Raw genomic sequence first — 23473 nt, 5'->3', positions numbered from 1 at the left:
CAGTTGTCCAGAGGTGTTGCGACCATCTCTGGATTTTTTTTGGACTACCGTATTATATCAAATGATTATTGCATCACGGTGATCCTCCTTCCTTCAACTTTAAAGTTAACCACTCCAGTTAATTCCATTATTTTTAGCACTTGTGTGATGTTTTTAGATCGCGAAATAGAACCTGTAAATTCCAGTTTGGCTAAGTTTTGAGGGTACGAAACCTCTACGTTATACCATCTAGACAGCTTACGCATGATGGTTTCTAGCGGATCGCTATCAAAAATGAAATCATTATTTACCCAGTCTACCGCATTTTCAGCATTGCAGTTAGCGATATCGATTCTATTATCTTTAAGTTTGGCTTGTTGGTTTGGCGTTAGCAGCTTTTGTTGACCGGCAGCAAGTACTTTTACGCTGCCCTCCAATAAGGTGGTTGTGGTAAAAGCTTCATCAGTGTAGGCGTTAATGTTGAAATGTGTACCTAAAACTTCTACCGTTTGCGTGGCCGTGGTAACTTTAAAAGGCTTGTTTGGATTATGTGCAACTTCAAAATAGCCTTCGCCATCTAACGCTACTATTCTTTCTTTACCTGCGAAATCGGTTGGGTATGTCAAGCTGGATTTGGCGTTAAGCCAAACTTTGGTGCCGTCACTTAAAGTTACGTTGTAATAGCCTCCAGCTGGGATACTTAAGGTATTCCAAACTACTTTTTTATCGCTGCTTTTATCATCACCATAAACAATATTGCCTTCGTTGGTTTTAACAATACTAGTGCCATGGTCATTTCCTAAAACCCCGCTGTTAATATTCGTTAAATCAATTTCTGTCCCATCAGCTAAGGTTAATACGGCTTTGTTACTGCCCGGTACAATCATTTCTTGCTTGGCTAACTGAGTATTGCTGCTGCTTTTGTGGTTGATGTAATGATATCCCAAAATGATGCACAACAAAATACTTGCGGCAACGGCAATGTGCCTAAGCCAGCGCATTGGATTTAGTTTGATTGTTGTTTTTTCTCTATCCTGGTGCACAGGTAGTGTTTGCCATACGTTGTTTTTGATCTCTTCTACTTCCGCTGCTGTCAGGTTAACCTCGCCTAGTTCTCCGTCCAAATACCAGGTATGCAACTGCTCAAGCTCTTGCTCGGTGCAATTTCCCAAGGCATATTTATTAAGTAGTTCTTCCGCTTCAGTGCTATTCATCATATGTTAAGGAGTTACCTTATTATAATACAAGACGGAGAGCGCTAGCTTAGGGGGTATAAAAAAATAAAATAAATTAAATGGCAAGGAAAAGCATGGTGCCTAATTTGCTTCGGAGGATTCTTAAAGCATTGTTAACCTGTTTTTTAACTGTTTGTTCAGAAAGGTTGAGCTGCTGGGCAATTTGTTTATGAGTTAGCGATTTTTTTCGGCTGAGTTCAAATACTTCACGCATTTTTTCTGGTAATTGTGCAATCCCTTTTTCAATTAGCTCAGCTAGTTGTTTTTCTCTAATTCGATGGTCGGTAACATTGTAATTGCTGTTTAAAAAACCTTGCAACGAGTTTACATATTTGTCTCGTACGTGTTGTTTGGCAATATGATCTAGTATTTTATTTCTAACACTGCTGTAGAGATAAGCTGTTAAATTGGTATGGATTTGAAGTTCGCCACGTTTATTCCATAGTTGAGCAAATAGCTCATGAACAATATCCTGTGCTTCTTCTTTGTCGTTTAACTTCTGTAACGCATGAATAAAAAGTGGGTGGAAGTACCGATTATAAATTACAGTATAAGCTGCGGTATCTTCATTCTTTAGCAATTCCAAAAGTTCTACGTCCGAAAACGAGCTGTAGGATAACATGGTTAGCAATAAAAATTACGGATACCGAAGCATCCATGCCTTATAAAGTAGTTAAATAGTTTTGAGCGTGGTTGTTAGCCAAAGGTAACATAAAAGTTGTATTAAATCATCAAAATTTGAAATGTGATATTGCACCATTGGATGTTGATGTGAAATAGTAGTAGAAAGTTTAAAAGAGGTATATATCCTTTAAAGCTCACCATTATAGCTTAAAATAAAGATTTCACGGTAAATGTCTACTCTATCGCCTACATCAAGCTTTGCCATTAATTTCATGTTGAGATAATACTCAATAATCTATATCTCCCTATAATCTTAACTTGCTTTTACCCGAATTTTAGACTACTCCAAAATTTTATAATTATGTATTAAAGTATGCAGTAATAAAACTTAAAGTGTGCCGATATTGAATGATTTTACAAGTTGTACGTTAATTATGTTGTTGAAGTCAAGTTTTTCAAATTGAGATTTAAACTTTAGCAATGAATTTGTGTTTGGTAAATAGATTTTTTGAAACCGAATATGATAAGTAACAAAAATGTTATATTGAATTTCCAATAATCATTTCTTAATCTTATTTTGGCTTAAAATGATAATTGCCATTTTTTGTTCATACTCAAAAAGTTAAGTTTGCACCAATCTAATAAAGTAACCTCTAAATGATTGTTCGACAAAAGCCTATAAAAATTAACTGGTTTGTTCTAAATCCCAAACTTACCGCATCATTTTTTTTCATTGTCCTTATTGGGATCATTTGCTTAATAGGCCAACAACGTTATGCTACTATAAAAGAAAGTCGCGAACGGGAGGCTAGAGCTATGCTCGAAAGTGTAGAGCTACGGCTAGGGCAATTACTGAAAGGCAGCCAAAACATCACGTTAACGTTAGCGCTTACCGTAGATCGAAAAGGAAATCCTCAAAATTTCGAGCAAATAGCTGCTGAAATTTATAAAGGAAATCCCTATTTGCAGGGAGTGCAGCTGGCGCCCAATGGTGTAATTAAATACATGTACCCCTTAAAAGGTAATGAACGAGCCATCGGACTAAATGTGCTTGAAACTGGGATACAAAATAAACTTGCTGCAAAAAAAGCAATTGCCAAACGTAAAATTTACTTTCAAGGGCCTGTAAATTTAGTGCAGGGTGGTCAGGGCGTAGTGGGGCGGCTTCCTGTTTTCATAAATAATAAATTTTGGGGCTTTGCCGCAGTGGTCATTAAACTGAAAGAACTTTTAAAAGCCGCCGGGATAGATAATAGTAAGTATCCATATTATCAATTTCAATTTTCGAAGATCGATCCGTTAGATGGAAAAGAAGAATTTTTTCTGGAAGGTGCCGATCAAACCGATAACACCATTGAAACACGTACGTTTGAAGAAGGAGATTGGAAGATTTACTTGACTGATATACGGAGTATTTATACCGATTATTCCCTAATCGCTCTTCTGACATTCGGTATAATCCTAACTTTTTTATCTAGCTACCTTTTATTGCGTTTGTTAAATAAACAGGCTCAACTATATTTAACCTTGGCTAAGCAAAGCGATATGCTTATTGATGCTGAGAATAAGTACAAAACAATTTTTGACAATGCCGCTATTGGAATTGGTAAAGTAAACTCGATAACCGGTGAATTTTTAGAGGCAAATGCGTTTTTGTGCAACCTACTTGGTTATTCTCTTGAAGAGCTAAACAAAACCAAAATAAAAACGCTCATTTACGAAGATGATTTAGCTGCCGATGCACAAAATTTTAAACGCCTTCGCAATGGAGAAATCAGGCAATTCTCCTCGGTGAGAAGGTATGTGAATAAAGACAATCAGCTGATTTGGGCAAATGCCATCATAAGCCCACTTTGGCAAGCTGGCGACAGTCCGGATAATCATATCATCATTGTTGACGACATCACGCAGCAAATTGTATATGAAGAACAGCTCATTGCATCGCAAAAACACATAGAAGATTTAGTAAATTCAATTGAGGGTATCGTTTGGGAAGCGTCTGTCGACGAGCAATTCACTAATACTTTTATCAGCAATAAAATAGTTGATATTTTGGGCTATACGCCTGAGGAATGGTCGGCTGAGCCAGGTTTCTTCTTCGAAAAAATGTATCCTGAAGATAGAAAAGGAATAGAAGCCTATTTAAAAAAGGAGCTTTTCGAAAAAATGCATCATGAGCACGAGTACAGAATGATTGCGAAAGATGGATCTTTAGTTTGGATTAGAGATAGTGTAAACATCGTACCAAATTTGGAGTCACCACAAAAGCTTCGTGGAATTATGATGGATATCACGGAAATTAAGGAAGCAGAGGAAACACTTCACAAGTCCTATGAGCTGGTGAATGAGCAAAATAAGCGTTTACTTAATTTCTCCTACATCGTTTCACATAATTTGCGTTCGCATGCAAGCAATATCGATGGAATCAGCGCCCTGATTAGTAATGCTGAAACTAATGAAGAAAGGGACGAAATGATTAAATTACTGCGTAAGGTGGTAATTAATTTAAACGATACTTTATACAATCTAAATGCAATTATAAATATTCAAACCAGCATTAATTTAGTTAAAGAACCACTTAATTTGCTTGATTACATAAATAATGCTATTCATACGCAAGAGGCTCAAATTTTAAGTAAAGGAGCCACGATTATTAATCAAGTGTCGGATGATATTTTTGTTTATTTTAACAAAGCTTATCTGGAGAGCGTTTTGCTTAACTTGGTTTCTAATGCATTGCGCTATAGCCATGCCTTGCGTACACCAATAATCACAATTAGTGGCCAGTCTATCGGAACTGGATACATATTAAGTATTAGCGATAATGGTGTTGGAATTGATCTTGCTAAAAATGGCGAAAAGTTGTTTGGTTTGAACCAAACTTTCCATGGTAATAGTGATGCCCGTGGATTTGGACTTTTCATTACTAAAAACCAAATTGAAGCAATGGGGGATAGTATCGAAGTGGATAGTGTATTAGGTGAAGGCACTACTTTTCGTATCATCTTCAAATAGTTGTAACAGATTGTTCATGCCATGGGCATAGTTTTTTCAGGCAAATTACTTGCGTATCTTCGAATAATTTGATAAAGCTTGTTAACTTGTAGTTAATCAAAACTATTGAATATGTTGCAACAGCAGTTGTTTGAGAAGGAATTATCTGTTTCAGGTAGGATAAAGGCCATTATTGGTGGATCAATTGGTAATTTGGTAGAATGGTACGATTGGTATGCTTATGCCGCATTTGCCATTTACTTTTCAGGATCTTTTTTCCCAAATGGTGATCAAACCGCTCAGTTGTTAAATACAGCGGGTATTTTTGCGGTAGGCTTTTTAATGCGTCCTGTAGGCGGATGGCTTTTTGGATCCTTAGCAGATCGCATAGGTCGCAAAAAAGCAATGACCTTGTCGGTGTTGTTGATGTCTTTCGGATCATTGCTAATAGCCCTAACGCCAACTTATCAAAAAATAGGAGTAATCGCACCGGTCATTTTATTGATTGCTAGGTTGCTACAAGGATTAAGTGTAGGCGGAGAATATGGCGTTTCGGCAACCTACCTGAGCGAAATGGCTACAAGTAATAGGAGAGGATTTTATTCTAGTTTCCAGTATGTTACGCTAATTGGCGGGCAACTTTCTGCACTCGGTGTACAGCTAATCTTGCAAAAATTTATTCTGTCTGAAGATGCGCTACATGCGTGGGGTTGGCGTATTCCTTTTGTAATAGGTGCTGCATTGGCTATTGTGGCGTTATATCTGCGAAAAAGCCTGCATGAAACTGATGCATTTCAACAAAGTCAACCAACTGCCACTGAACCGTTGAAAAAGAACGGGTCGTTAAAGGAACTACTTAAGTATCCAAAATCATTGTTAGTTGTAGTAGGTTTAACTTTGGGAGGAACTCTGGCATTTTATACGTATACCACTTACATGCAGAAATTTTTGGTTAATACAGTGAATCTAACCAAACAAGAATCAACCTTACTATCCTTTGTTTCGCTTTTTATCTTCGCTTGTTTACAGCCGCTTTTTGGATTGCTTTCTGATAAAATTGGTAGAAAACCTTTACTGATAGGTTTTGGCATCGCTGGAACCGTGGCTACCGTACCACTGTTACAAGGTTTAAGTAAAGCAAATAATTTATGGGAAGCTTTTATATACCTTATAGTCGCATTGATTATCGTTTCCGGGTACACCTCAATTAATGCCGTGGTAAAAGCAGAGTTATTTCCAACGCACATTAGAGCTTTAGGTGTGGGTTTGCCTTACGCAGTTACTGTTGCAGTATTTGGTGGATCGGCTGAATACGTAGCCTTATGGTTTAAACAACAGCAGGTGGAGGAATATTATTATTGGTACATCACAGGATGTATTGCTTTTTCTTTGATTGTTTACGTTTTTATGAAAGATACCAGCAAAAATTCGATGTTAAAAGATGCAGCATAAAAAAAGCGGCTTAAAGCCGCTTCTCTTATTTTTGTACCACAATGTGGTATTTTGCTTTCGTGGTGCTCGAGCTGTCAAACCAAATCGTATAAACTTTTCCGGCCTGCAATTCTGAACCAGCAATGGTAGTTACCTCCAATGAACCCGACATGGTAACGTTTAAGTTGGTGTTGGCATCAATAGTTTGATAAGCCGACGCAACCCTAAATGCAAGTGCCGAAATTAAATTGGTGCCTGTAGTAGTAGCTACATTAATAGTGCTGCTCAACATTGGCGCAACGTTAATAAATCGTACCCTCACTTTTCCGCTAGTAGTAGTATTATCATTTGCATAAGTACTTACTGCTAAATTACCATTAGCTTGCTTCACTAGGAAAGCAGTTTGCGATGAATTAGCATTTGCTTCCACATTTGCCGATGCAGTAACGGTGGCAGATCCAGTGTTTTTGAAAGAAATAGTTTTGCTGCCCGACGAAGTGGAAATGTCAGTTAGTGCACTTCCGTATGCTACCGCAGAAGTGTTCACTTTTAAGTCGTTAATGTAAACGTCTTGTGCTGCCGAGCCTTCAACAGTATTTACAAACGACAATTGGGTGTTCATCATCATATCGTCGTTGTCGTCTTTTTTACAAGAGGTAATAGATAGTACCACGGCAGCTGCTACAGCCAAGCGGGTGGTTAAAAAGTTAGTGTTTATTTTCATGACTCATTTTTAGTTTAATGATATGAATGAGCCAAAAAAAATGCCGCATTAAGCATGTAAATAAATTATCAACTTAATGCCACTAAAAAAGCGTATTTGTCGCAGCGTAACTAAGTATTTTTACTTGCTTTAGTTGCTTTTAATTGTAACAAAAACCATACACTATGTTGGTTAAATTTTGTTAGAATTAAATTCCACCTATTCTTTTTTGTATTTTTAGAAGCAATGCTTTTAAAAGTTTTACAATATATCGGTTTAGTTTTGCTAATTCAAAGTAACAGTTTTGTATTTGCGCAAAACAGTGATCGCTCCGCTAAATTGGAAAGCTTAAAAGCTAAAAATGATTTGACCAACTGGATTTACGAGCAGCTTGACGAGGCGAATAGCCATCCACAACTCGCTTCCGATTTAATTGCCAAAGCGCAAAAGCAGGTGTGGAGGCAAACCCAAAATGCTGAAGAGCATTTCGCTTGGCTGAATTTGTTAAGTACATTAGGCTATTATCAGTTGCTTGACGGAAAAATTCTACAGTCGATACATTCTTATGAAAGTGCGCTTGTTTTTTTTAGGAAGTATCAGGTCCTCAGCTATAACATAGCAGCTTATGTAATTAAGCCCTTAAGTAACAATTACACTCGTTTGGGCGATTACGAGCGTGCCCTTTATCTTCAAAGGCAGGCCTTGGAATTTAGTATTGATAACGATGAGGTCGCTGCAACGTACGCGAACATGGCTATTTCTTATCGATCAATGGCTCGTTTTACGGATGCCTATTCGATAATTTCCAAAGGCTTGGCCTTAAAACCAAGCCAATTTGTTCGTATTATGCTCAATAACATACTGGCCGATGTATTGTACGATGATGGAAAATATAACGATGCAGCCGCAGTGATAGCCGAAAATATAAAACGACAAAAAGCTACAGACGCTGAAACTGCATATTGGCTGATTGGATCCTATACAACAGCGGGAAATATTTTTCAAAAGCAACTCAATTTAGCAAAAGCTAATCAACATTACTTTAAAGCGCTTCATCTCCTGAACCAATACTTTGTTAAATCAAGGTTGAGGGAAAGAGCCAATTTGTATACAAAAATTGCTAACGTTTACTTAGGGCAGTCAGCTATTTTAAAGGCTAATGACTATGCTAAGAGAACACTGTTGACCCTCGGGATTATTGATGAAAATGGACAGATTGTAAAATCTCGTATTTATGGCGATAATATGCTCGTTGACGCCTTTATGCTACTTTCAAAAACACATCTGCAATTAAATAAAGCGAATTTAGCATTAAGTTATGTTGATTTAAGTCTATTGTCTGCTAATGGTATGAGGGAGGAATTTGCTGCAGACCTGACTAAGGAACGCTTGCAAAACAATCTTAAAAAAATTGTAGAGCAAGGTATCGATATAAGCTATCAGTTGTATAAAAATACAAATGAAATTAAGTATTTACACCATATTTTAGAACTTGCAGAGCAAGGCAAAGCTAGAACATTATTAGATCAAATCCGAAGGAACCGACAATTGAATAGTCATGATGGTAACGAAGTTGAACTACGCAAAAAACAAAGTCTAGAAAAGCAAATCATCTATTTGGAAAAGCAGCTACAAGAAACCAATGACAAAAACTTAGCTAAGGAAATTGAAAGCCTAAAGTTTGATTTGGCTTTGTTGGATAAAACGTTAGCCAAAAGATATAAACACTATGATGAATCAGCACAAAATGGCATTGATTTAAACAACCTGCCTTCCCATCGATTTATTGAATATTTTATTGGCGAGAACAATACGTACATCATCAATATCAATAGAAATAAAATAGTTAAAGTGTTAAAGCTGCCCAACGCAGAGCAAACCAAATTGGCTATAGGTAATTTCGTAAAAAATTATTTTCATCAAGGTCCGTCGGCGATGATGAACAATCCTAAAGACTTCTTTAACGCTTCTTATCGTATTTATCAGCTTATTTTAGCTCCACTGAATTTAAAAGGCAACGAGAAAATAACCGTTATTCCAGATGGGGTGCTAGGTTATCTGTCCTTTGATGGACTGATTTGTAAACCTAACTATTCGGATAATATTTCGGGTTGGCCTTTTTTAATTAACAATTATTTGATTGACTACGGATTTTCGCTAAAAACCGTTCAAGCTAAAACCCAACATCAGTCAAATAATGCTTTTTCAGGCATGTTTTTAACCCATTCTAAAGGCGATAAGGCTAATTTAACTTACATGGCAAAAGAAGCAGAGTTGATTGGTAAGCAGGTTGCTGGAACCTTTTTATTAGATAGCCGGGTAAATGTAAATGCCTTTAATAAGCTTTTTGCCAAAAGTAATGTGCTTCACATTGGCACACATGCTTATCTTTCCGGAGCTAATGCTGAGCCCACCTTAGATTTTGGAAAGCAAAAATTTTATCTATTTGAGCTCTCAAATGCAGTAAAAGCGCCTAACTTGGTAGTGCTGAGTGCCTGCCAAACGGCTGACGGTGTATTGGCTAATGGAGAGGGAATTATAAGTATGGCAAGGGGATTTAATGCTGTTGGAAGCTTAGCTACAATAGCTAGTTTGTGGAATGTTAATGACGAAGCAGCTGCCACTATCACCGCTAGTTTTTATGAACACTTAGGCAATAGTGGCAATCCCGTTAACGCACTGCATGAAGCAAAGTTAAGCTGGATTAGGACTATTAAATCAAGCAATTCGCTCCTTTTACCTTACTATTGGGATAGCTTAATTTACATGGGTAAAAATCAGGAAATAGCAATCAAAAAGCCTCAGTATTTGAAATTGCCATTAATCATCCTGCTGGGGTTAATTGCTGCTACTGCAGGTTTGATCTTTTTAAAACCGAAGGTAATTAATTGGCGCTAATAACTTAACTATTGGTAAAGGGTTTGATTTTAGCGATTAACTGTTGCGCCTGATCATATCGAAAATTATTTTTCGAAATTTTTTTAAGCCAGTATTTGCAATAAATATAGTTTTCTTCTTTTAAAAAAGTAATGGCCATTGTATATGCCGTTTCTTGTTTTTGTTGATCATTCGCCTTTAAAAAAATGGTGTTAAGTACCAGCTTACTAACGTCAAAGTAGCCTTCCGAAGTTAGCATTTGCGCATAAATCAACCCTAGTTCAATGTTTCTTGGATTTAATCGGTAATATTGAGCAATAATTTCAGTAGCTCGTGCTTTATTACCTTTTGCGTAATATTCTGCCGCTACAGTGAACTCTTTCGCTCTCATTTTTTTAAGAGAGTACATGATACTTTGGCTGTTAAAATCGTAATCCTTGTACAGATTTGATCTCCAAGTGTCCCAAGAGATAAATGCCACTCCGGACAATAGCACAGCCATAGTGATTTTAAAAAAGCCAGCATGATTAGTGACTTTTGAGCGTAATTTGTGCAAAAATAAGTACGGCGGTACAAACCTTTGCTTAGGAACATCAGTTTTTGATAAAGAAAATACTTCCATAGGTGGTTGGTAAACTACCTACGGTGTATCAAATATCATAGCAATTTTAAATTGTCGAGCTTATTTTTTACTCAATCCCACAATTCGCTTTAATTTAGCATGATTTGATTGATATGCCATCATCACGTCTCAAAATAATAACGCGGCCAAGTGAACATATTTACACATCTCGCGAAAAACTTTACTCGATTTTGATTGTCGGCATTAGAGGGGTCTATTTGTTTTTTTAAAAATACTCACACCTAAAGGAGGTATATTAATGATAACGGATTGTTTGTGCCGCTGAGCATCGATATCTTCTGTGTTTTTAACTTCATTAAGTTGGTTGCTACCATCAAAATCCTGCGCATCTGAGTTAAAAATCTCTCTCCATTTTCCTTTTGTTGGTACACCAAGTCTATAGTTTTCTCGATACACGGGTGTCAGGTTGATAACTACAATTAATGTATCTTTTGCCTTTTTACCTTTTCGTTGGTATACATACACAGATTGTTCCACATCGTCGGCTTCCTGCCACTCAAATCCTTCATACGAAAAGTTATGTTCGTAGAGTGCTGGTTCATTAACATAAAGTTCATTTAACTTTTTAATCAGCCTTTGCATACCTTGATGTGGCGCATATTGCAATAAATCCCAGTTGAGTGATTCGAAGCAATTCCATTCGGATGTTTGTGCGAATTCATTGCCCATAAAAAGTAACTTAGCACCCGGATGTGTCCACATATAACTATACAGGGCACGCAAATTGGCGAATTTCTGCCATTCGTCGCCCGGCATTTTATAAATCATGGGTGATTTTCCATGCACTACTTCATCGTGTGACAGCGGCAACATGAAATTTTCGGTAAAGGCATAAGTCAAACTAAATGTAAGCTGATGATGGTGGTATTTTCGGCTGATTGGATTAAGTTTGAAGTATTTTAAGGTGTCGTTCATCCAGCCCATCATCCATTTCATTCCAAAACCTAAGCCACCAGCGTAAACTGGTCTCGTCACGCCATCGTACGTGCTGCTTTCTTCAGCAATGGTTTGAACGCCCTTAAAGTTCCCATAAATTGCTTCGTTCATATCCTGAAGAAATTTTATAGCGCCTAAGTTTTCAGTTCCGCCGTATTCATTCAATCCGTATTCTCCCTCAGTCCTGCTAAAATCGAAGTACAACATTGACGCAACGGCATCTACCCGAAGTCCATCCAAATGATATTTATCCAACCAAAACATGGCATTGCTGATCAAAAATGAGCGTACTTCATTTCTATCATAGTTAAAAATGTACGATTTCCAGTCGGGGTGGAAACCCTTTCGCATATCGGAGTGTTCATATAAATGCGTACCGTCGAAATGATATAAGCCATTGGCGTCACCCGGGAAATGCGAAGGAACCCAATCTAAAATCACGGCGATGCCATTTTTATGGAACTCCTCGATAAGTAACATTAAATCTTGTGGAGAACCGTGCCTAGAGCTTGCAGCATAATAGCCCGTTACTTGATAGCCCCACGAAGGATAGTACGGGTATTCCATTACAGGCAGAAATTCCACATGTGTGAAGCCCATGTTTACCACATAAGGCACTAGCGTTTTCGCAATTTCACCGTAGCTTAACACTCGTTCTGTATTTGCTGGATCTCTTTGCCAAGAACCTAAATGCACTTCGTAAACTGAGATAGGTTGGTTAAGCGCATTAAGTTTCTCACGCTTGTTCATCCAAGCCTTGTCCTTCCATTGATAGTCTGTATCCCAAACTATAGAAGCTTTATGTGGAGGGTGTTCAGCATGAAAGGCATACGGATCACTCTTTTCTAGGTCAGTACCATCAAAACCTTTGATGAAATATTTATAGATTTCTCCTTTTTTAACATGAGGAATGAACCCTTCCCAAATTCCAGACTGATCCCAACGGTTATAGAGCAGGTGACTTTCCTTGTTCCATCCGTTAAAATTGGCCATTACACATACTTTTTGTGCATTGGGCGCCCAAACTGCAAAATAAACTCCAGATACACCATTAACTTCACACAGATGTGCACCCATTTTTTCGTAAAGCCTAAAATGTTTTCCCAGAAGAAATAAGGAAATGTCAAAATCGGTAAAAAGAGTATGTTGCCAAACCGGTGTTTGAAATTGCTGCAAAGCAACTTGATCTGTCACTTTTTTAGCACGTTTCACAGGTGTTTTGCTTATTTTTTCCGCAGTTGTGGTTTTTTTACTTGGCATGTTTAAAACTAATAAAATTTAACGGTTGGGCAGGTAACCGTGAAGAATTAAATCATCGATTGTATTAATATGATAATTACAGCCATGGTTAATCAAGGTTATTTTGGATGAAATATCCACGATTTGTTGATAGTAATGATCTGTAACTATAAAACCTTTGTGAGGTTGCATAACGTTGATATGGACTTTCAGTTCATCGATAAGTTGAGGCGACAGTTGCGAAAATGGCTCATCGAGCAGTACAAACTTGGCATCACTATAAATCAACAACAAAGCTTCAACAAAACGTCTATATCCTCCGGAAAGTTTACCGATAGGTTGATTAATATTACTATTGATCAGCTCTAAATTCATCAACTTTGTTTGATGCAGGTTGGTGTAGAGCGCTACGGCAACACTTAGTTTGAGGTAATGAGGGATGAAAAATGCTTGTGATAAATAGGCAACTTTCCCCGTTAGATAAGCTTTGTCGATAATTTGTTCATCTATTTTCAAATTCTTAAAATTGGGTTTGATAGTGCCAAATATGATCTTTAGCAAGGTAGATTTGCCACAGCCGTTGCGACCCAAAACACCAATGATTTCTCCAATATCGCATTGCAAGTAAACGTTATTCAGTACGTTTTTACTCCCGAAACTGTGTTGTACGCTATCTATATAAAGCTGATCCATAACGCACAAAGAAGTATAAAACACACAAAAATGATAAAGTCTATCAGAAAGAATATGCCTAAAAGTCTTCGATAGCTAATGCCCAAATTGTAATAGTAAAAAATTCGCCGATTGAAAAATAGCTTCTCAATGGCAGCTGTAGCGGTGTAACCTAGAAGTTTAAATGCGATAGCTAAATTATATAGGCCTACCTTATCGAAACCTTTGAGATAAAATAAATTAACGAAGTATAAGCTTAGGGCAAAGTTTAGTGCAAATACTAATTTGAAATGATGCAGGTAGAGCGTTTTAAATTTCTGATACATTTCGGGTTAATTTATGCCGTCACTTCTAATTGAATTTAATTTTCAAATGAAGTGACGGCGATTGGGATTGCTATCCTTTTACGATATTAATCCTAGAGAAATTTTTATTTGACTTGAAACGTAAAATACCACGCTCATTGATAATAAAATCAACCACTTCTTTATCATCAACAAAAACTTTCGCTACTTTAAATGGTAACGCTATAATGCGGAAATCATAAAGTTCATATGTTGGCGTGTACAAGCCTTCTATGGTTTGTTCGATGTTGAAACTGTTAGCATCGCCTTTTACGTTGAATTTTTTTTCCAAATAGATGTCTTGTTCGTAAGCAAAAGTGTCTCCGTGATCTTCATACATAAACGAATTCACTTCATAATCGGCATAGTATACATTCAACCAAACTTCGTCGATGTGTTTTTCACCAACGTATTGCATCACTGGATATTCTGGCATTACAGACCCAGCCCTTACAAAAAGTGGCATGGTATCCAGCGGAGTATCCACCACGTATTCATTTTCGCCATTAAGCAGTTCCAAGGTCCAATAGTTATACCATTTTCCTTTTGGCAAATACACTCTTCTAGAAGAAGCACCTTGTTCCAGTACAGGGCAAACTAAAATTTTATCGCCGAAAGTAAATTCATCTTGGCGGTAGTGGTTAGCAATATTTTCTTGTTCTAACATCGCCAGCGGCCTCAAAATTGGGAATCCATATCGGTGATGCTCCCAGAATACCGAGTAAATGTAAGGCATCAATTTATAGCGTAGCTCAATGAACTTGCGATTAATTGAGGTAAATGGCTCGCCGAAGCTCCAAGGTTCACGCTCACGTGTGTCGCCTGCAGAGTGGGCCCGCATAAAAGGGGAGAATACGCCAAGTTGTATCCAGCGTGTAAATAACTCTCCATCTGGCTCTCCACTAAAGCCGCCAATATCAGTACCGCAAAACGGAACGCCAGAAATTGACATTCGTTGACACTGGATGTTGGCAATTTTTAAGTGCTCCCAAGTTGCCACGTTATCGCCAGTCCAAACGGAAGCATAACGTTGCATGCCGGCATAGCCTGCTCTTGTAATGGTAAACGGGCGTTTGTTGCGTTGTAGTTTTTTGAGGCCTTCATAGGTTGAACGAACCATTTGCATACCGTAAACATTGTGCGCTTTACGGTGCGAGCCGCGGTAGCCATCGTAATTGTGGCGTACATCATTAGGGAAAGTTCCCGAACCAAAAACTGCTGGTTCGTTCATATCGTTCCAAAATCCGGCAACGCCCATATCTACTAGTTCCTTATACAGGCCGCCCCACCATTCTCGAACCGTAGGGTTAGTGAAGTCGGGAAATTGGCAACGGCCTGGCCAAACGTGCCCTTCCATGAAATAATCATCGCTTCTGCGGCAGAAATAATTGTTTTCCTTACCTTCTTTAAATACCCAATAATTATCGTCAACCTTAATTCCGGGGTCAATCATTACCACAGTTTTCATGCCCACGTCGGCCAGTTCCTTGATCATCTTTTTAGGATCAGGGAAGTATTTCTTGTTCCAAGTGAAGCACCTGTAGCCATCCATGTAATCAATGTCCAAGTAAATGGCATCACAAGGAATGTTTTGAGATCTGAATCCATCTACAATCTCACGTACTTTGCTTTCTGGATAATAGCTCCAGCGGCATTGGTGATAGCCGATCGCCCATTTCGGCGGTAATTGATGGGTGCCCGTTAGTGATTGATATCGTTTTACCACATCCATCATGTGTGGACCATGAATATAATAGTATTGAAGTTCTCCGCCATCCGCCCAAAAACTGGTTTTACTATTATCTTCCATTCCAAAGTCGAAGTATGATTTGAAGGTATTATCGAAGAATACTCCATAAGTTTCGCCTTGGTTAATACCCATGTAAAAAGGAATGGTACGATACAAAGGATCTTGGTCCCAACCGTAGGAATAGGCATCAGTATTCCAATTTTGGAATTTCCGGCCACGTAAATTCATGTTGCCAGATTTGTCGCCCAAACCAAAAAAGTTTTCCTCTGCTTGGCATTGTTTGGTTGCATACACATAGTAGCCACCAAACTCGGCATTTTCCTCCCAGTGCATCGGAGAAGCATCAGCACTTGTTACCAAACCGGTAATATTATCCACAAAAGAGATTAAAAAATCAGCTTTGCTTACTTTACAAGTTATGGTGTTGGTTGATATCAAATAAGCATCCGTAGTATCTTCTAGTTTAAAAGTTGATACTTTTTTGTCCACTTGTTCAACAGCATAAGAGAAGTCGGCTAAGAAAACGCCATGAGGTGCTAAACGCACTCTTATAATTTCGTCGCTAACTATACGTACTTCTACGGTAGCTTCACCATCAGAAAAATAAAACTTATTTCCTTCTTTTTTTACGCTCTTAACAGAGGTTAGATATTCCTTAACAATAGGTTTTAAATCGGTAACAGGATTATTTAAATGCTGTACTACCTCTTCCTCAAATTGTTCCTTATTGTGTATTTCTGTGACTTCTATCTCGTTGTTCAGTTCCTCTGCCATAATAAATTGTACTATCGTTCGGTTAAACAACCGTCCGTTTAATCATTTGTTTGTTATTAATTTTATAGATGTAAAAAGATATTGTAAATATATAATAAATGAGATACAAGGCAAATTAATTGTAGTGTATACTTTACACGAAGTAGTTTTGATAATATTAAAAGCTTTTGATTTGGAAGCGCCTATTTCTTTCCTTTGCGTTTAAATTAAGGATGATTTTAACCGCAAAGATTTTGGAGAGTTGCGCAGGGTACGCAAGGTCGGAAGCTTGGTGGCCTTAGCGGTTTTTTTCTTTTCGTTAAATTAAGGACGATTTTAACCGCAAAGATTTCGGAGAGTTGCGCAGCGTACGCAAAGTTGGAAGCTTGGCGGCCTTAGCGGTTTCTTCCTCCCTTTGCGTTTAAATTAAGGATGTTTTTAACCGCGAAGATTTTAGAGAGTTGCGCAGGGTACGCAAAGTCGGAAGCTTGGCGGCCTTAGCGGTTTCTTCTTTCCTTTGCGTTTAAATTAAGGATGATTTTAACCGCAAAGATTTTGGAGAGTTGCGCAGCGTACGCAAAGTCGGGAGCTTGGCACCCTTAGCGATTTCTTTTTTCCTTTGCGTTAAATTAAGGATGTTTTTAACCGCGAAGATTTTAGAGAGTTGCGCAGGTACGCAAGGTCGGAAGCTTGGTGGCCTTCGCGTTTTTTCCTTTGCGTTTAAATTAAGGATGATTTTAACCGCAAAGATTTTGGAGAGTTGCGCAGAGCACACAAAGTCGGAAGCTTGGCGGCCTTGGCGATTTCTTCCTCCCTTTGCGTTTAAATTAAGGATGATTTTAACCGCGAAGATTTTAGAGAGTTGCGCAGGGTACGCAAGGTCGGAAGCTTGGCGGCCTTAGCAGTTTTTTTCTTTTCGTTAAATTAAGGACGATTTTAACCGCAAAGATTTTATAAGTTGCGCAGAGCACGCAAAGTTGGAAGCTTGGCGGCCTTAGCGATTTCTTTTTCCTTTGCGTTTAAATTAAGGATGACTTTAACTGCAAAGATTTTAGAGAGTTGCGCAGCGTACGCAAAGTCGGAAGCTTGGCGGCCTTAGCGATTTCTTCTTTCCTTTGCGTTTAAATTAAGGATGATTTTAACCGCAAAGATTTCGGCGAGTTGCGCAGGGTACGCAAAGTCGGAAACTTTGGCGGCATTAGCGATTTCTTTTTCCTTTGCGTTTAAATTAAACTGCAACGTTTATTAAGCTTTTGGATTTCGAAAAATAGTTTGCAAAAACTAACGTCAACTATAAAATCAATCCGTTGATCGATAGTCGCAAATACTTTACACATTCATCCCTTACTATCCAAACGCTTATGTTATTTTTGTGGCAAACAGCAATTGATCGTATGATTTCTATAACATCTATTTCACATCAATATGGCAGCGCTCCAGCATTAACATTTGCGGATTGGACGGTTAAGGATGCTGAACAGTGGTTGCTGTTGGGGCAATCCGGAAGCGGAAAAACTACACTACTGCACATTTTAACTGGCTTGTTAAAACCTTCTAGTGGTAACGTGAGTATTAATAACACTAACTTATATGAATTAACGTCGAAAAAACTAGATGCTTTCAGAGGGCAGCACATCGGTATTATATTCCAAAAGCCACATTTGATTAAAAGTTTAAGTGTAGTTGAAAACCTCCTGTTGGCACAAAGTTTTGCTGGGCTAACTACTGATCAGCAACGCATCGATGATGTTTTAGCTTCTTTGGACATGCTGCATAAAAAAAATGCGTATCCTCAGCAATTGAGCCAAGGTCAGTTGCAAAGGGTTACTATTGCTCGAGCTGTAATCAACAAACCGACGTTGCTTATTGCGGACGAACCTACTTCAAGTTTAGACGATAAAAATGCTGAAGCGGTATTAGCTTTGTTAAAACAGCAATCGGAAATTAATCAGGCTACTTTGGTAGTTGCCACACATGATAAAAGAGTTAAAGATGCATTTAATCTAACCTATAGTTTAGCATGAGCCCGTTTAGAATAAGTTGGAAAAACATTTGGTCAAAGCCATTAAATGCTGTGCTTAACATTTTGTTAGTCGCCTTTGGTACTGCAATTTTAACTGTTTTATTATTAGCTTCAACACAGATAGAAGATAAGCTTACAAAGAATTCAAAAGATATTGATTTGGTAGTTGGTGCAAAAGGCAGTCCGCTGCAATTGATTTTGAGTAGCATTTATTACATTGATTTTCCAACGGGAAATATTCCGATGAACGAAGCTAAAAAGCTAATGCGCAATCCTTTTGTGAAACGAGCTGTCCCGTTGGCTTTAGGCGATAATTACAATGGTGTACGCATTGTTGGAACTGATAGCAATTACATCAGCCTTTATGGCTTAAAATTACAGCAGGGTAAATTTTGGCAGGCTGATATGGAAGCTACTATTGGCGCCGCAGTAGCAAATGAACAGCAGCTGAAGGTTGGTGATACCTTCTTTGGCGGGCATGGTTTAACAGAAATGAATGATCAGCATAAGGATCATGCTTATAAAGTGGTGGGTATTTTATCGCCGCAGCAAAACGTAACCGACAACTTAATTTTAACGGGTATAGGAAGTGTTTGGAAAATGCATGGCGATGAAGGGCACGACGAAGAAGCGCAAAATCACGATGAAGACCGTGAATATACCTCGCTGTTAATTCAGTACCGTTCGCCAATGGCAGTGGCCATGTTTCCGATGATGGTAAATCAAACCACCAATATGCAGGCTGCTAGTCCGGCGCAGGAAAGTACGCGTTTGTTCTCTTTGATTGGCGTTGGGGTTGATACTTTACAATGGTTTGCAGTACTGATTATGTTAGTGGCTGCCATCAGTGTATTTGTAAATCTTTATAATTCGTTAAAAGAAAGAAGGTACGATTTAGCTATCATGCGAACTTTAGGGGCATCAAAAGCCAAACTTTTTTCGTTAATCATTTTAGAAGGTTTAATTTTGACGATGATAGGGGCAATTGTAGGCGTAGCTTTGGGGCATGGCATATTGCAACTGGTTAGTAGTTATCAGGAGAGTAGTCAGGCAAAAATGAATGGACTTCTTTTTATTAAAGAAGAGCTCTATTTGTTAGGAGCGGGATTGTTGATCGGCGTTTTAGCAGCAATTATTCCGGCCATCCAGGCATACCGTTCCAACATAGCTAAAATTTTGGCGGAAAATTAATGAAGTCATTACAGTGGCATAAAGCAATTTCACACAATTAAAATTAATTACTTCGTTTAGGATTGCTTTGTGCCTAACGATGGGGGAAATACAAGAAAACACACATGAAAAAACTAACTTTATTATTACTGCTATTAGCTGGCTTGGGGCTCAATAAAGCCAATGCGCAACATGATCCAAGCGATCAAATTGTATCTGCAAATTGGGATGTAATTGGAGATGTAGAGTTTAAAATGGCTAAAGACGATAGTGAAATGTACGCCATTTTTAATAACGATATTAAAAAACGGGCAGGTAAGCCTTTTGAATTGGAAGGATATATTGTTCCTATTAAGGATGGCATGAAGCAAACAAAATTTATGCTTTCTACTTTACCAATTAACCAGTGCTTTTATTGTGGCAAAAATGGTGTGCCTATAATGGTAGAGGTTCAATTGGCCGAACCAACGAAGTTTACTTACCAAACGATAAAGGTACGTGGTACGCTAAAGTTAAGCACCGCCAACGCTTTAGATGCATCTCCGATATCGCTAATTAACGGTAAGGTAATTAAGTAATTGTACAGAAATAAAAAATCCCGAAGTTCGACTTCAGGATTTTTTATTTGTAACGAACATTCGATGTTCGAAATTATTCAATTAGTGGCCAGAGTGTCCATCAGCTCCGTGAGCGTGACCATGAGCAAGCTCATCTGCAGTTGCTTCTCTCACCGTTAAAATTTTACCTGCAAAAATTAGGTTTTTACCAGCCATTGGGTGGTTTAAGTCTACCGAAACCACTTCCTCGCCAACTGCAGTTACACCAGCACGAAATTGGTTGCCTTGGTTATCTTGCAAAGGAATTACATCACCAACGTTTGGAAGGTCAGCTCCGCCATCTTTAAACATAGAAGTAGGCAAATCAACATGCGCTCCTGGATCAATTTCGCCGTACCCATCAGCTGGAGCAAGTTCAAAACCATAGTCATCACCAACAGTTAAACCTGCTAAGTGCTCTTCAAATTTTGGCAACATCATACCCACACCGTATAAAAATACGAGCGGATTTTCTTCAGTAGCTTTCTCTACAAAAACTTGGTTATCTTCTGGAGTGGTGGTATGTAGCTCGTAAGTTAGAGAAACTACCGTGTTAGGTGCAATTTTCATTTATTTTATTATTTGTATTTATTGAAATGAAGCTTTTTACTCTTTTGCTTCAATTATTAACATGTTGATGGGATGCAAAACTATCTGCCTGCCATTTAATAATGCTGGGCAAATATAACTTAATTATTATGCTAACAAAAAAACAGTGATATTGTTGGGATTTAACGCCGATTAACAAAGTAAAAGCATAATGCCTTAATTATTTCCCGATTAAAACCGGCGCAGCTTCTTGTTGGTTTAAGCATTTAAATTTTTGGTATAGATAGTCGTTTTTTTTCTCCGTATTGCCAATTGCACCGTAAAGCTCCGATAGAAGCTCGTAAACGCCAACTTCTATAAGTCGTAATTGGTTGCGACTAAAAATTTCCAAACAACGCTCGGCAAAATTAATTGCGTGCTCTATGTTGCCCGATCTTTGGTTTTGGTATGCTTTTGAAAGTTTATAAATACTTTCTGAAAACTTGGTAGAATAGTGCTGACGCTTTATTTGCTTAATCTTGATTTTAATTTTCGAGCTTAATCTTTCATTTACAGCCTGATTACTTCTATTGAATGATAAATCCATGATAGCAAGAAAATAAGCGGAAAACGGGCTATTCGATACGAGGATTTGCGGAAAATAAGAAATCATCGCATCTATCATACTTGAAACTCCTTTCGGATTTTGAATATTTTCTCTTATAATCATTAGCACAAAAACTAGCATTTCTAAATCACTTGGCAATTTCTCACTGTTAGGTTCGATACTAAGTTTAACTTGCTTAAATTGTTCTATTTGCCAAGAAAGTTCAGGGTTGGTACTCAATCTGCCTGAAATCAGTTGGCTGATATTTTGGAGTAATTTAATTGGCGATAATGAAAATACGGTTTCATTAAATTGTAGCATCTCAATCTCTTTCAATCGTTTTGCAAGTCGGCATTTGTTTATCGAGAGACAATCATAAACTGATAGCACCAATAAATAAAAAAACGATTGCTTGTTGGACGAGGAAAAACCTCGGAGGGCGCAAACAGTATCTAAATATCTTGAATCTACAAAATCTAAAGGAGCCAGATGGCTGCAAATCATTTCATGTAATTCTTGCTGTTGTAGCTGCGGGGGCAATAGCCCTCTAGATTTTAGATATTTTAAACTTTCGGCGATGAAATGGATCAGTGCTTTTTTTTCGTAATCGTTAAGCGACTGTGAAATTAGCAGCTCTAATTCCTCAAAATTGCCTTTGGTAATAATAATTTTAGCAGCCCATTGCATTAACTGGAAGCGGGTCGAATTACCTGAATAAAGCATGTTAATGTCCTTGAAAAATCGCTGGTTAACTTTCTTGCCAGCAGCGTGATAGCGTTCCAAAAATATAAAGTACTCAGATACGTGAGGGTGTACAAAACGTACATACTCAGCAATAATTCCATCTTCTTCTTGCTTTTCTTCCATCAAAATTCCATCAGCCAGCAATTCTCGATAGGCATTTTTAAAATGGGCTAAATCTTCAATAAGTAATAGCTTAGGAACTGATTTGTGCCCCTGCATCAGTACAGTTAATTTCCTGCAAAAGATGGTTTTCTCTGTGGCATAGCTGGTATGGTGTATTTTTTCAGCGATGAATCTATCAACAATTTCGAAAAACAAAAGATCAGAAGTGGGTTCGAAATTTGGAAATTCATCTTTAAGCAAATAATACCATTGGATGAAAAATGGATATTTAAGCTTCAATTTTAGATCTTTTGTTAAATGCTGAGCTTTTTCAGGATCTATTTTGGATAAGATGGTTTCTATTTCTTCGAGCGCCAAAGGCGGAATATTAGACTGATCGCGAATATCAAAGCATAGGCCAGGAAACCATTTTTCTACTACAAGTGGCATGTTTCTTATGCGATCAAAAAACCTATTCCACATATTAGATCGCATGGTGAAGACAACTTTTATCCCATCTGATTGGCCGATGGTACAAATCAAATTGATGAGCTTATCAAAAATTACCGGCTTAGAGATGTTGTTAATCAACAGTTCCGAAAAACTGTCGATAAAGATCAGCAATTTAGTTCCGTTTTGTTGGTGTTGTTCAGAGAAATAGCTGGTTAAATCATTGTGTTTTTCCAAGCCAATCTTCGATTTTATTCTTTGTTCAAGGTTAGTATATTCAAATTGGTCGTCAAAAATGTCCCTTGCTGATACAAATAAGATCGCATCTTTTTCTTGTTGTTCATTTTGTTCGTCGAGAAGTTGCTGTACCAAATGACACATAATTGTACTTTTACCATAGCCTGCCCGTGATACAATAGCCATAAAACTGTAGCTGCTATGGTAAAAATAGTCAAAGTCTAATCGAGGGAATATTCGCGGTACAGTTAAATGATAGGGTATACCACTTCTGTTGCTTAAGTTTTTCCGTGTCGATAAACTTACCGTCCTGCAGTTGTTTTGGATGTGTTTTAGGTTTTGTACATCGTTAAGTGCATTGGCAAAAGTTGGCTCTATTTCTTCGGTATAATCTAATAAAGCACTTAAGGTGTATCTCGAAAAGTTGCTTTTAGTTTCAGCAAAACCAAAAAGCCGTTTAATAGTAGTTTCGCTTATAGATTTCTTAGTGCTTTTACTTACACTTGAAGCAATATGTTTACAGTCGGATGGGCTAATTGAATGGATTCCCGTTTTTAAAAGAATAAGTCGCCGTATTTTATCAAGTACAATAGTTTGGTTCATAGTGAGAGCTATAATCGGTTTATCGTGTATAGCTAATTTAATAAAAAAGCTTTATATAAATCTAAAAACACACTTTTCAGGTAACATTACGTACTCCGAACAAGTATAAATACTCGATTTTGCCTGTCTGTTCAAGCAAGTAAAACCTGAACGAACAAGTAATGTTTGCTTCGAACAAAATTGAACAGCAAAAATTTTGGGTGATTTTCTTTGGATAGTTTGAACAGCAAAAA

The 23473-nt window shown here is 37.8% G+C and carries 15 protein-coding genes; 6 read left to right on the top strand and 9 right to left on the bottom strand.

Features of this window, described 5'->3' with window-relative positions:
* Nucleotides 1-65 precede the first annotated feature (65 nt).
* The gene (locus ACY2A0_RS02795) at nt 66-1196 is read right to left on the bottom strand and encodes a FecR family protein (RefSeq protein ID WP_461788087.1); all 1131 of its coding nucleotides are present in this window, start codon (nt 1194-1196) and stop codon (nt 66-68) included.
* A gap of 73 nt (nt 1197-1269) precedes the next feature.
* Nucleotides 1270-1836, bottom strand: a complete 567-nt coding sequence (locus ACY2A0_RS02790) for an RNA polymerase sigma factor (protein ID WP_461788086.1) — start codon at nt 1834-1836, stop codon at nt 1270-1272.
* Nucleotides 1837-2495: 659 nt separating this feature from the next.
* Between ACY2A0_RS02790 and ACY2A0_RS02785 the strand changes: the two genes are divergently transcribed.
* Nucleotides 2496-4853 carry a PAS domain S-box protein gene (locus ACY2A0_RS02785; RefSeq protein WP_461791240.1) on the top strand — a complete coding sequence of 786 codons (2358 nt, stop codon included), beginning with the start codon at nt 2496-2498 and terminating at the stop codon, nt 4851-4853.
* A gap of 111 nt (nt 4854-4964) precedes the next feature.
* On the top strand, nt 4965-6284 hold the full coding sequence (locus ACY2A0_RS02780) for an MFS transporter (protein WP_461788084.1): 1320 nt from the start codon (nt 4965-4967) through the stop codon (nt 6282-6284).
* Between the two features lie 25 nt (nt 6285-6309).
* On the opposite strand, the gene ACY2A0_RS02775 is transcribed toward ACY2A0_RS02780, so the two are convergent.
* Entirely contained in the window at nt 6310-6987 is a 678-nt protein-coding gene (locus tag ACY2A0_RS02775; RefSeq protein ID WP_461788083.1) for a DUF4397 domain-containing protein, read from the bottom strand.
* Nucleotides 6988-7212: 225 nt separating this feature from the next.
* Here ACY2A0_RS02775 and ACY2A0_RS02770 point away from each other — a divergent pair, with 225 nt between their 5' ends.
* Nucleotides 7213-9864, top strand: a complete 2652-nt coding sequence (locus tag ACY2A0_RS02770) for a CHAT domain-containing protein (RefSeq protein ID WP_461788082.1) — start codon at nt 7213-7215, stop codon at nt 9862-9864.
* Nucleotides 9865-9868: 4 nt separating this feature from the next.
* On the opposite strand, the gene ACY2A0_RS02765 is transcribed toward ACY2A0_RS02770, so the two are convergent.
* The 4 genes from ACY2A0_RS02765 to ACY2A0_RS02750 form a co-directional block, all read right to left on the bottom strand.
* On the bottom strand, nt 9869-10465 hold the full coding sequence (locus tag ACY2A0_RS02765) for a hypothetical protein (RefSeq protein ID WP_461788081.1): 597 nt from the start codon (nt 10463-10465) through the stop codon (nt 9869-9871).
* Nucleotides 10466-10669: 204 nt separating this feature from the next.
* Complete coding sequence (glgB, locus tag ACY2A0_RS02760) at nt 10670-12682, bottom strand: 1,4-alpha-glucan branching protein GlgB (RefSeq protein ID WP_461788080.1); 2013 nt, start codon at nt 12680-12682, stop codon at nt 10670-10672.
* Between the two features lie 18 nt (nt 12683-12700).
* Entirely contained in the window at nt 12701-13354 is a 654-nt protein-coding gene (locus ACY2A0_RS02755) for an ATP-binding cassette domain-containing protein (protein ID WP_461788079.1), read from the bottom strand.
* A gap of 375 nt (nt 13355-13729) precedes the next feature.
* Nucleotides 13730-16201, bottom strand: coding sequence for a glycoside hydrolase family 31 protein (locus ACY2A0_RS02750; RefSeq protein WP_461788078.1), 2472 nt, complete (start codon nt 16199-16201; stop codon nt 13730-13732).
* A 1373-nt stretch (nt 16202-17574) separates the two neighbouring features.
* Here ACY2A0_RS02750 and ACY2A0_RS02745 point away from each other — a divergent pair.
* The 3 genes from ACY2A0_RS02745 (at nt 17575) to ACY2A0_RS02735 (ending at nt 19951) form a co-directional block, all read left to right on the top strand.
* Nucleotides 17575-18204 carry an ABC transporter ATP-binding protein gene (locus ACY2A0_RS02745; protein WP_461788077.1) on the top strand — a complete coding sequence of 210 codons (630 nt, stop codon included), beginning with the start codon at nt 17575-17577 and terminating at the stop codon, nt 18202-18204.
* Nucleotides 18201-19394 (top strand): ABC transporter permease, encoded by a 1194-nt coding sequence (locus tag ACY2A0_RS02740; RefSeq protein ID WP_461788076.1) that lies wholly within the window; start codon nt 18201-18203, stop codon nt 19392-19394. The genes ACY2A0_RS02745 and ACY2A0_RS02740 overlap by 4 nt, the downstream gene beginning before the upstream one ends.
* 104 nt (nt 19395-19498) lie before the next feature.
* Complete coding sequence (locus ACY2A0_RS02735; RefSeq protein ID WP_461788075.1) at nt 19499-19951, top strand: hypothetical protein; 453 nt, start codon at nt 19499-19501, stop codon at nt 19949-19951.
* Between the two features lie 81 nt (nt 19952-20032).
* On the opposite strand, the gene ACY2A0_RS02730 is transcribed toward ACY2A0_RS02735, so the two are convergent.
* A complete protein-coding gene (locus ACY2A0_RS02730; RefSeq protein ID WP_461788074.1) occupies nt 20033-20539 on the bottom strand; it encodes an FKBP-type peptidyl-prolyl cis-trans isomerase in 507 nt (168 codons plus the stop codon).
* 199 nt (nt 20540-20738) lie between these two features.
* Nucleotides 20739-23240: an nSTAND1 domain-containing NTPase gene (locus ACY2A0_RS02725; protein WP_461791239.1), complete on the bottom strand. Its 2502-nt coding sequence runs from the start codon at nt 23238-23240 to the stop codon at nt 20739-20741.
* Nucleotides 23241-23473 lie beyond the last annotated feature (233 nt).

The organism is Pedobacter sp. (assembly GCF_965249885.1).
Taxonomy (GTDB): Bacteria; Bacteroidota; Bacteroidia; order Sphingobacteriales; family Sphingobacteriaceae; genus Pedobacter.
Note: the sequence above shows the minus strand (reverse complement) of the source record. Positions and strands in the feature narration are given on the sequence as shown.

What these genes read in the sequence shown, in the direction of transcription:
- ACY2A0_RS02795 (WP_461788087.1), bottom strand. Translation starts at nt 1,196, where the DNA reads ATGATGAATAGCACTGAAGCGGAAGAACTACTTAATAAATATGCCTTG.
- ACY2A0_RS02790 (WP_461788086.1), bottom strand. Translation starts at nt 1,836, where the DNA reads ATGTTATCCTACAGCTCGTTTTCGGACGTAGAACTTTTGGAATTGCTA.
- ACY2A0_RS02785 (WP_461791240.1), top strand. Translation starts at nt 2,496, where the DNA reads ATGATTGTTCGACAAAAGCCTATAAAAATTAACTGGTTTGTTCTAAAT.
- ACY2A0_RS02780 (WP_461788084.1), top strand. Translation starts at nt 4,965, where the DNA reads ATGTTGCAACAGCAGTTGTTTGAGAAGGAATTATCTGTTTCAGGTAGG.
- ACY2A0_RS02775 (WP_461788083.1), bottom strand. Translation starts at nt 6,987, where the DNA reads ATGAAAATAAACACTAACTTTTTAACCACCCGCTTGGCTGTAGCAGCT.
- ACY2A0_RS02770 (WP_461788082.1), top strand. Translation starts at nt 7,213, where the DNA reads ATGCTTTTAAAAGTTTTACAATATATCGGTTTAGTTTTGCTAATTCAA.
- ACY2A0_RS02765 (WP_461788081.1), bottom strand. Translation starts at nt 10,465, where the DNA reads ATGGAAGTATTTTCTTTATCAAAAACTGATGTTCCTAAGCAAAGGTTT.
- glgB (WP_461788080.1), bottom strand. Translation starts at nt 12,682, where the DNA reads ATGCCAAGTAAAAAAACCACAACTGCGGAAAAAATAAGCAAAACACCT.
- ACY2A0_RS02755 (WP_461788079.1), bottom strand. Translation starts at nt 13,354, where the DNA reads ATGGATCAGCTTTATATAGATAGCGTACAACACAGTTTCGGGAGTAAA.
- ACY2A0_RS02750 (WP_461788078.1), bottom strand. Translation starts at nt 16,201, where the DNA reads ATGGCAGAGGAACTGAACAACGAGATAGAAGTCACAGAAATACACAAT.
- ACY2A0_RS02745 (WP_461788077.1), top strand. Translation starts at nt 17,575, where the DNA reads ATGATTTCTATAACATCTATTTCACATCAATATGGCAGCGCTCCAGCA.
- ACY2A0_RS02740 (WP_461788076.1), top strand. Translation starts at nt 18,201, where the DNA reads ATGAGCCCGTTTAGAATAAGTTGGAAAAACATTTGGTCAAAGCCATTA.
- ACY2A0_RS02735 (WP_461788075.1), top strand. Translation starts at nt 19,499, where the DNA reads ATGAAAAAACTAACTTTATTATTACTGCTATTAGCTGGCTTGGGGCTC.
- ACY2A0_RS02730 (WP_461788074.1), bottom strand. Translation starts at nt 20,539, where the DNA reads ATGAAAATTGCACCTAACACGGTAGTTTCTCTAACTTACGAGCTACAT.
- ACY2A0_RS02725 (WP_461791239.1), bottom strand. Translation starts at nt 23,240, where the DNA reads ATGAACCAAACTATTGTACTTGATAAAATACGGCGACTTATTCTTTTA.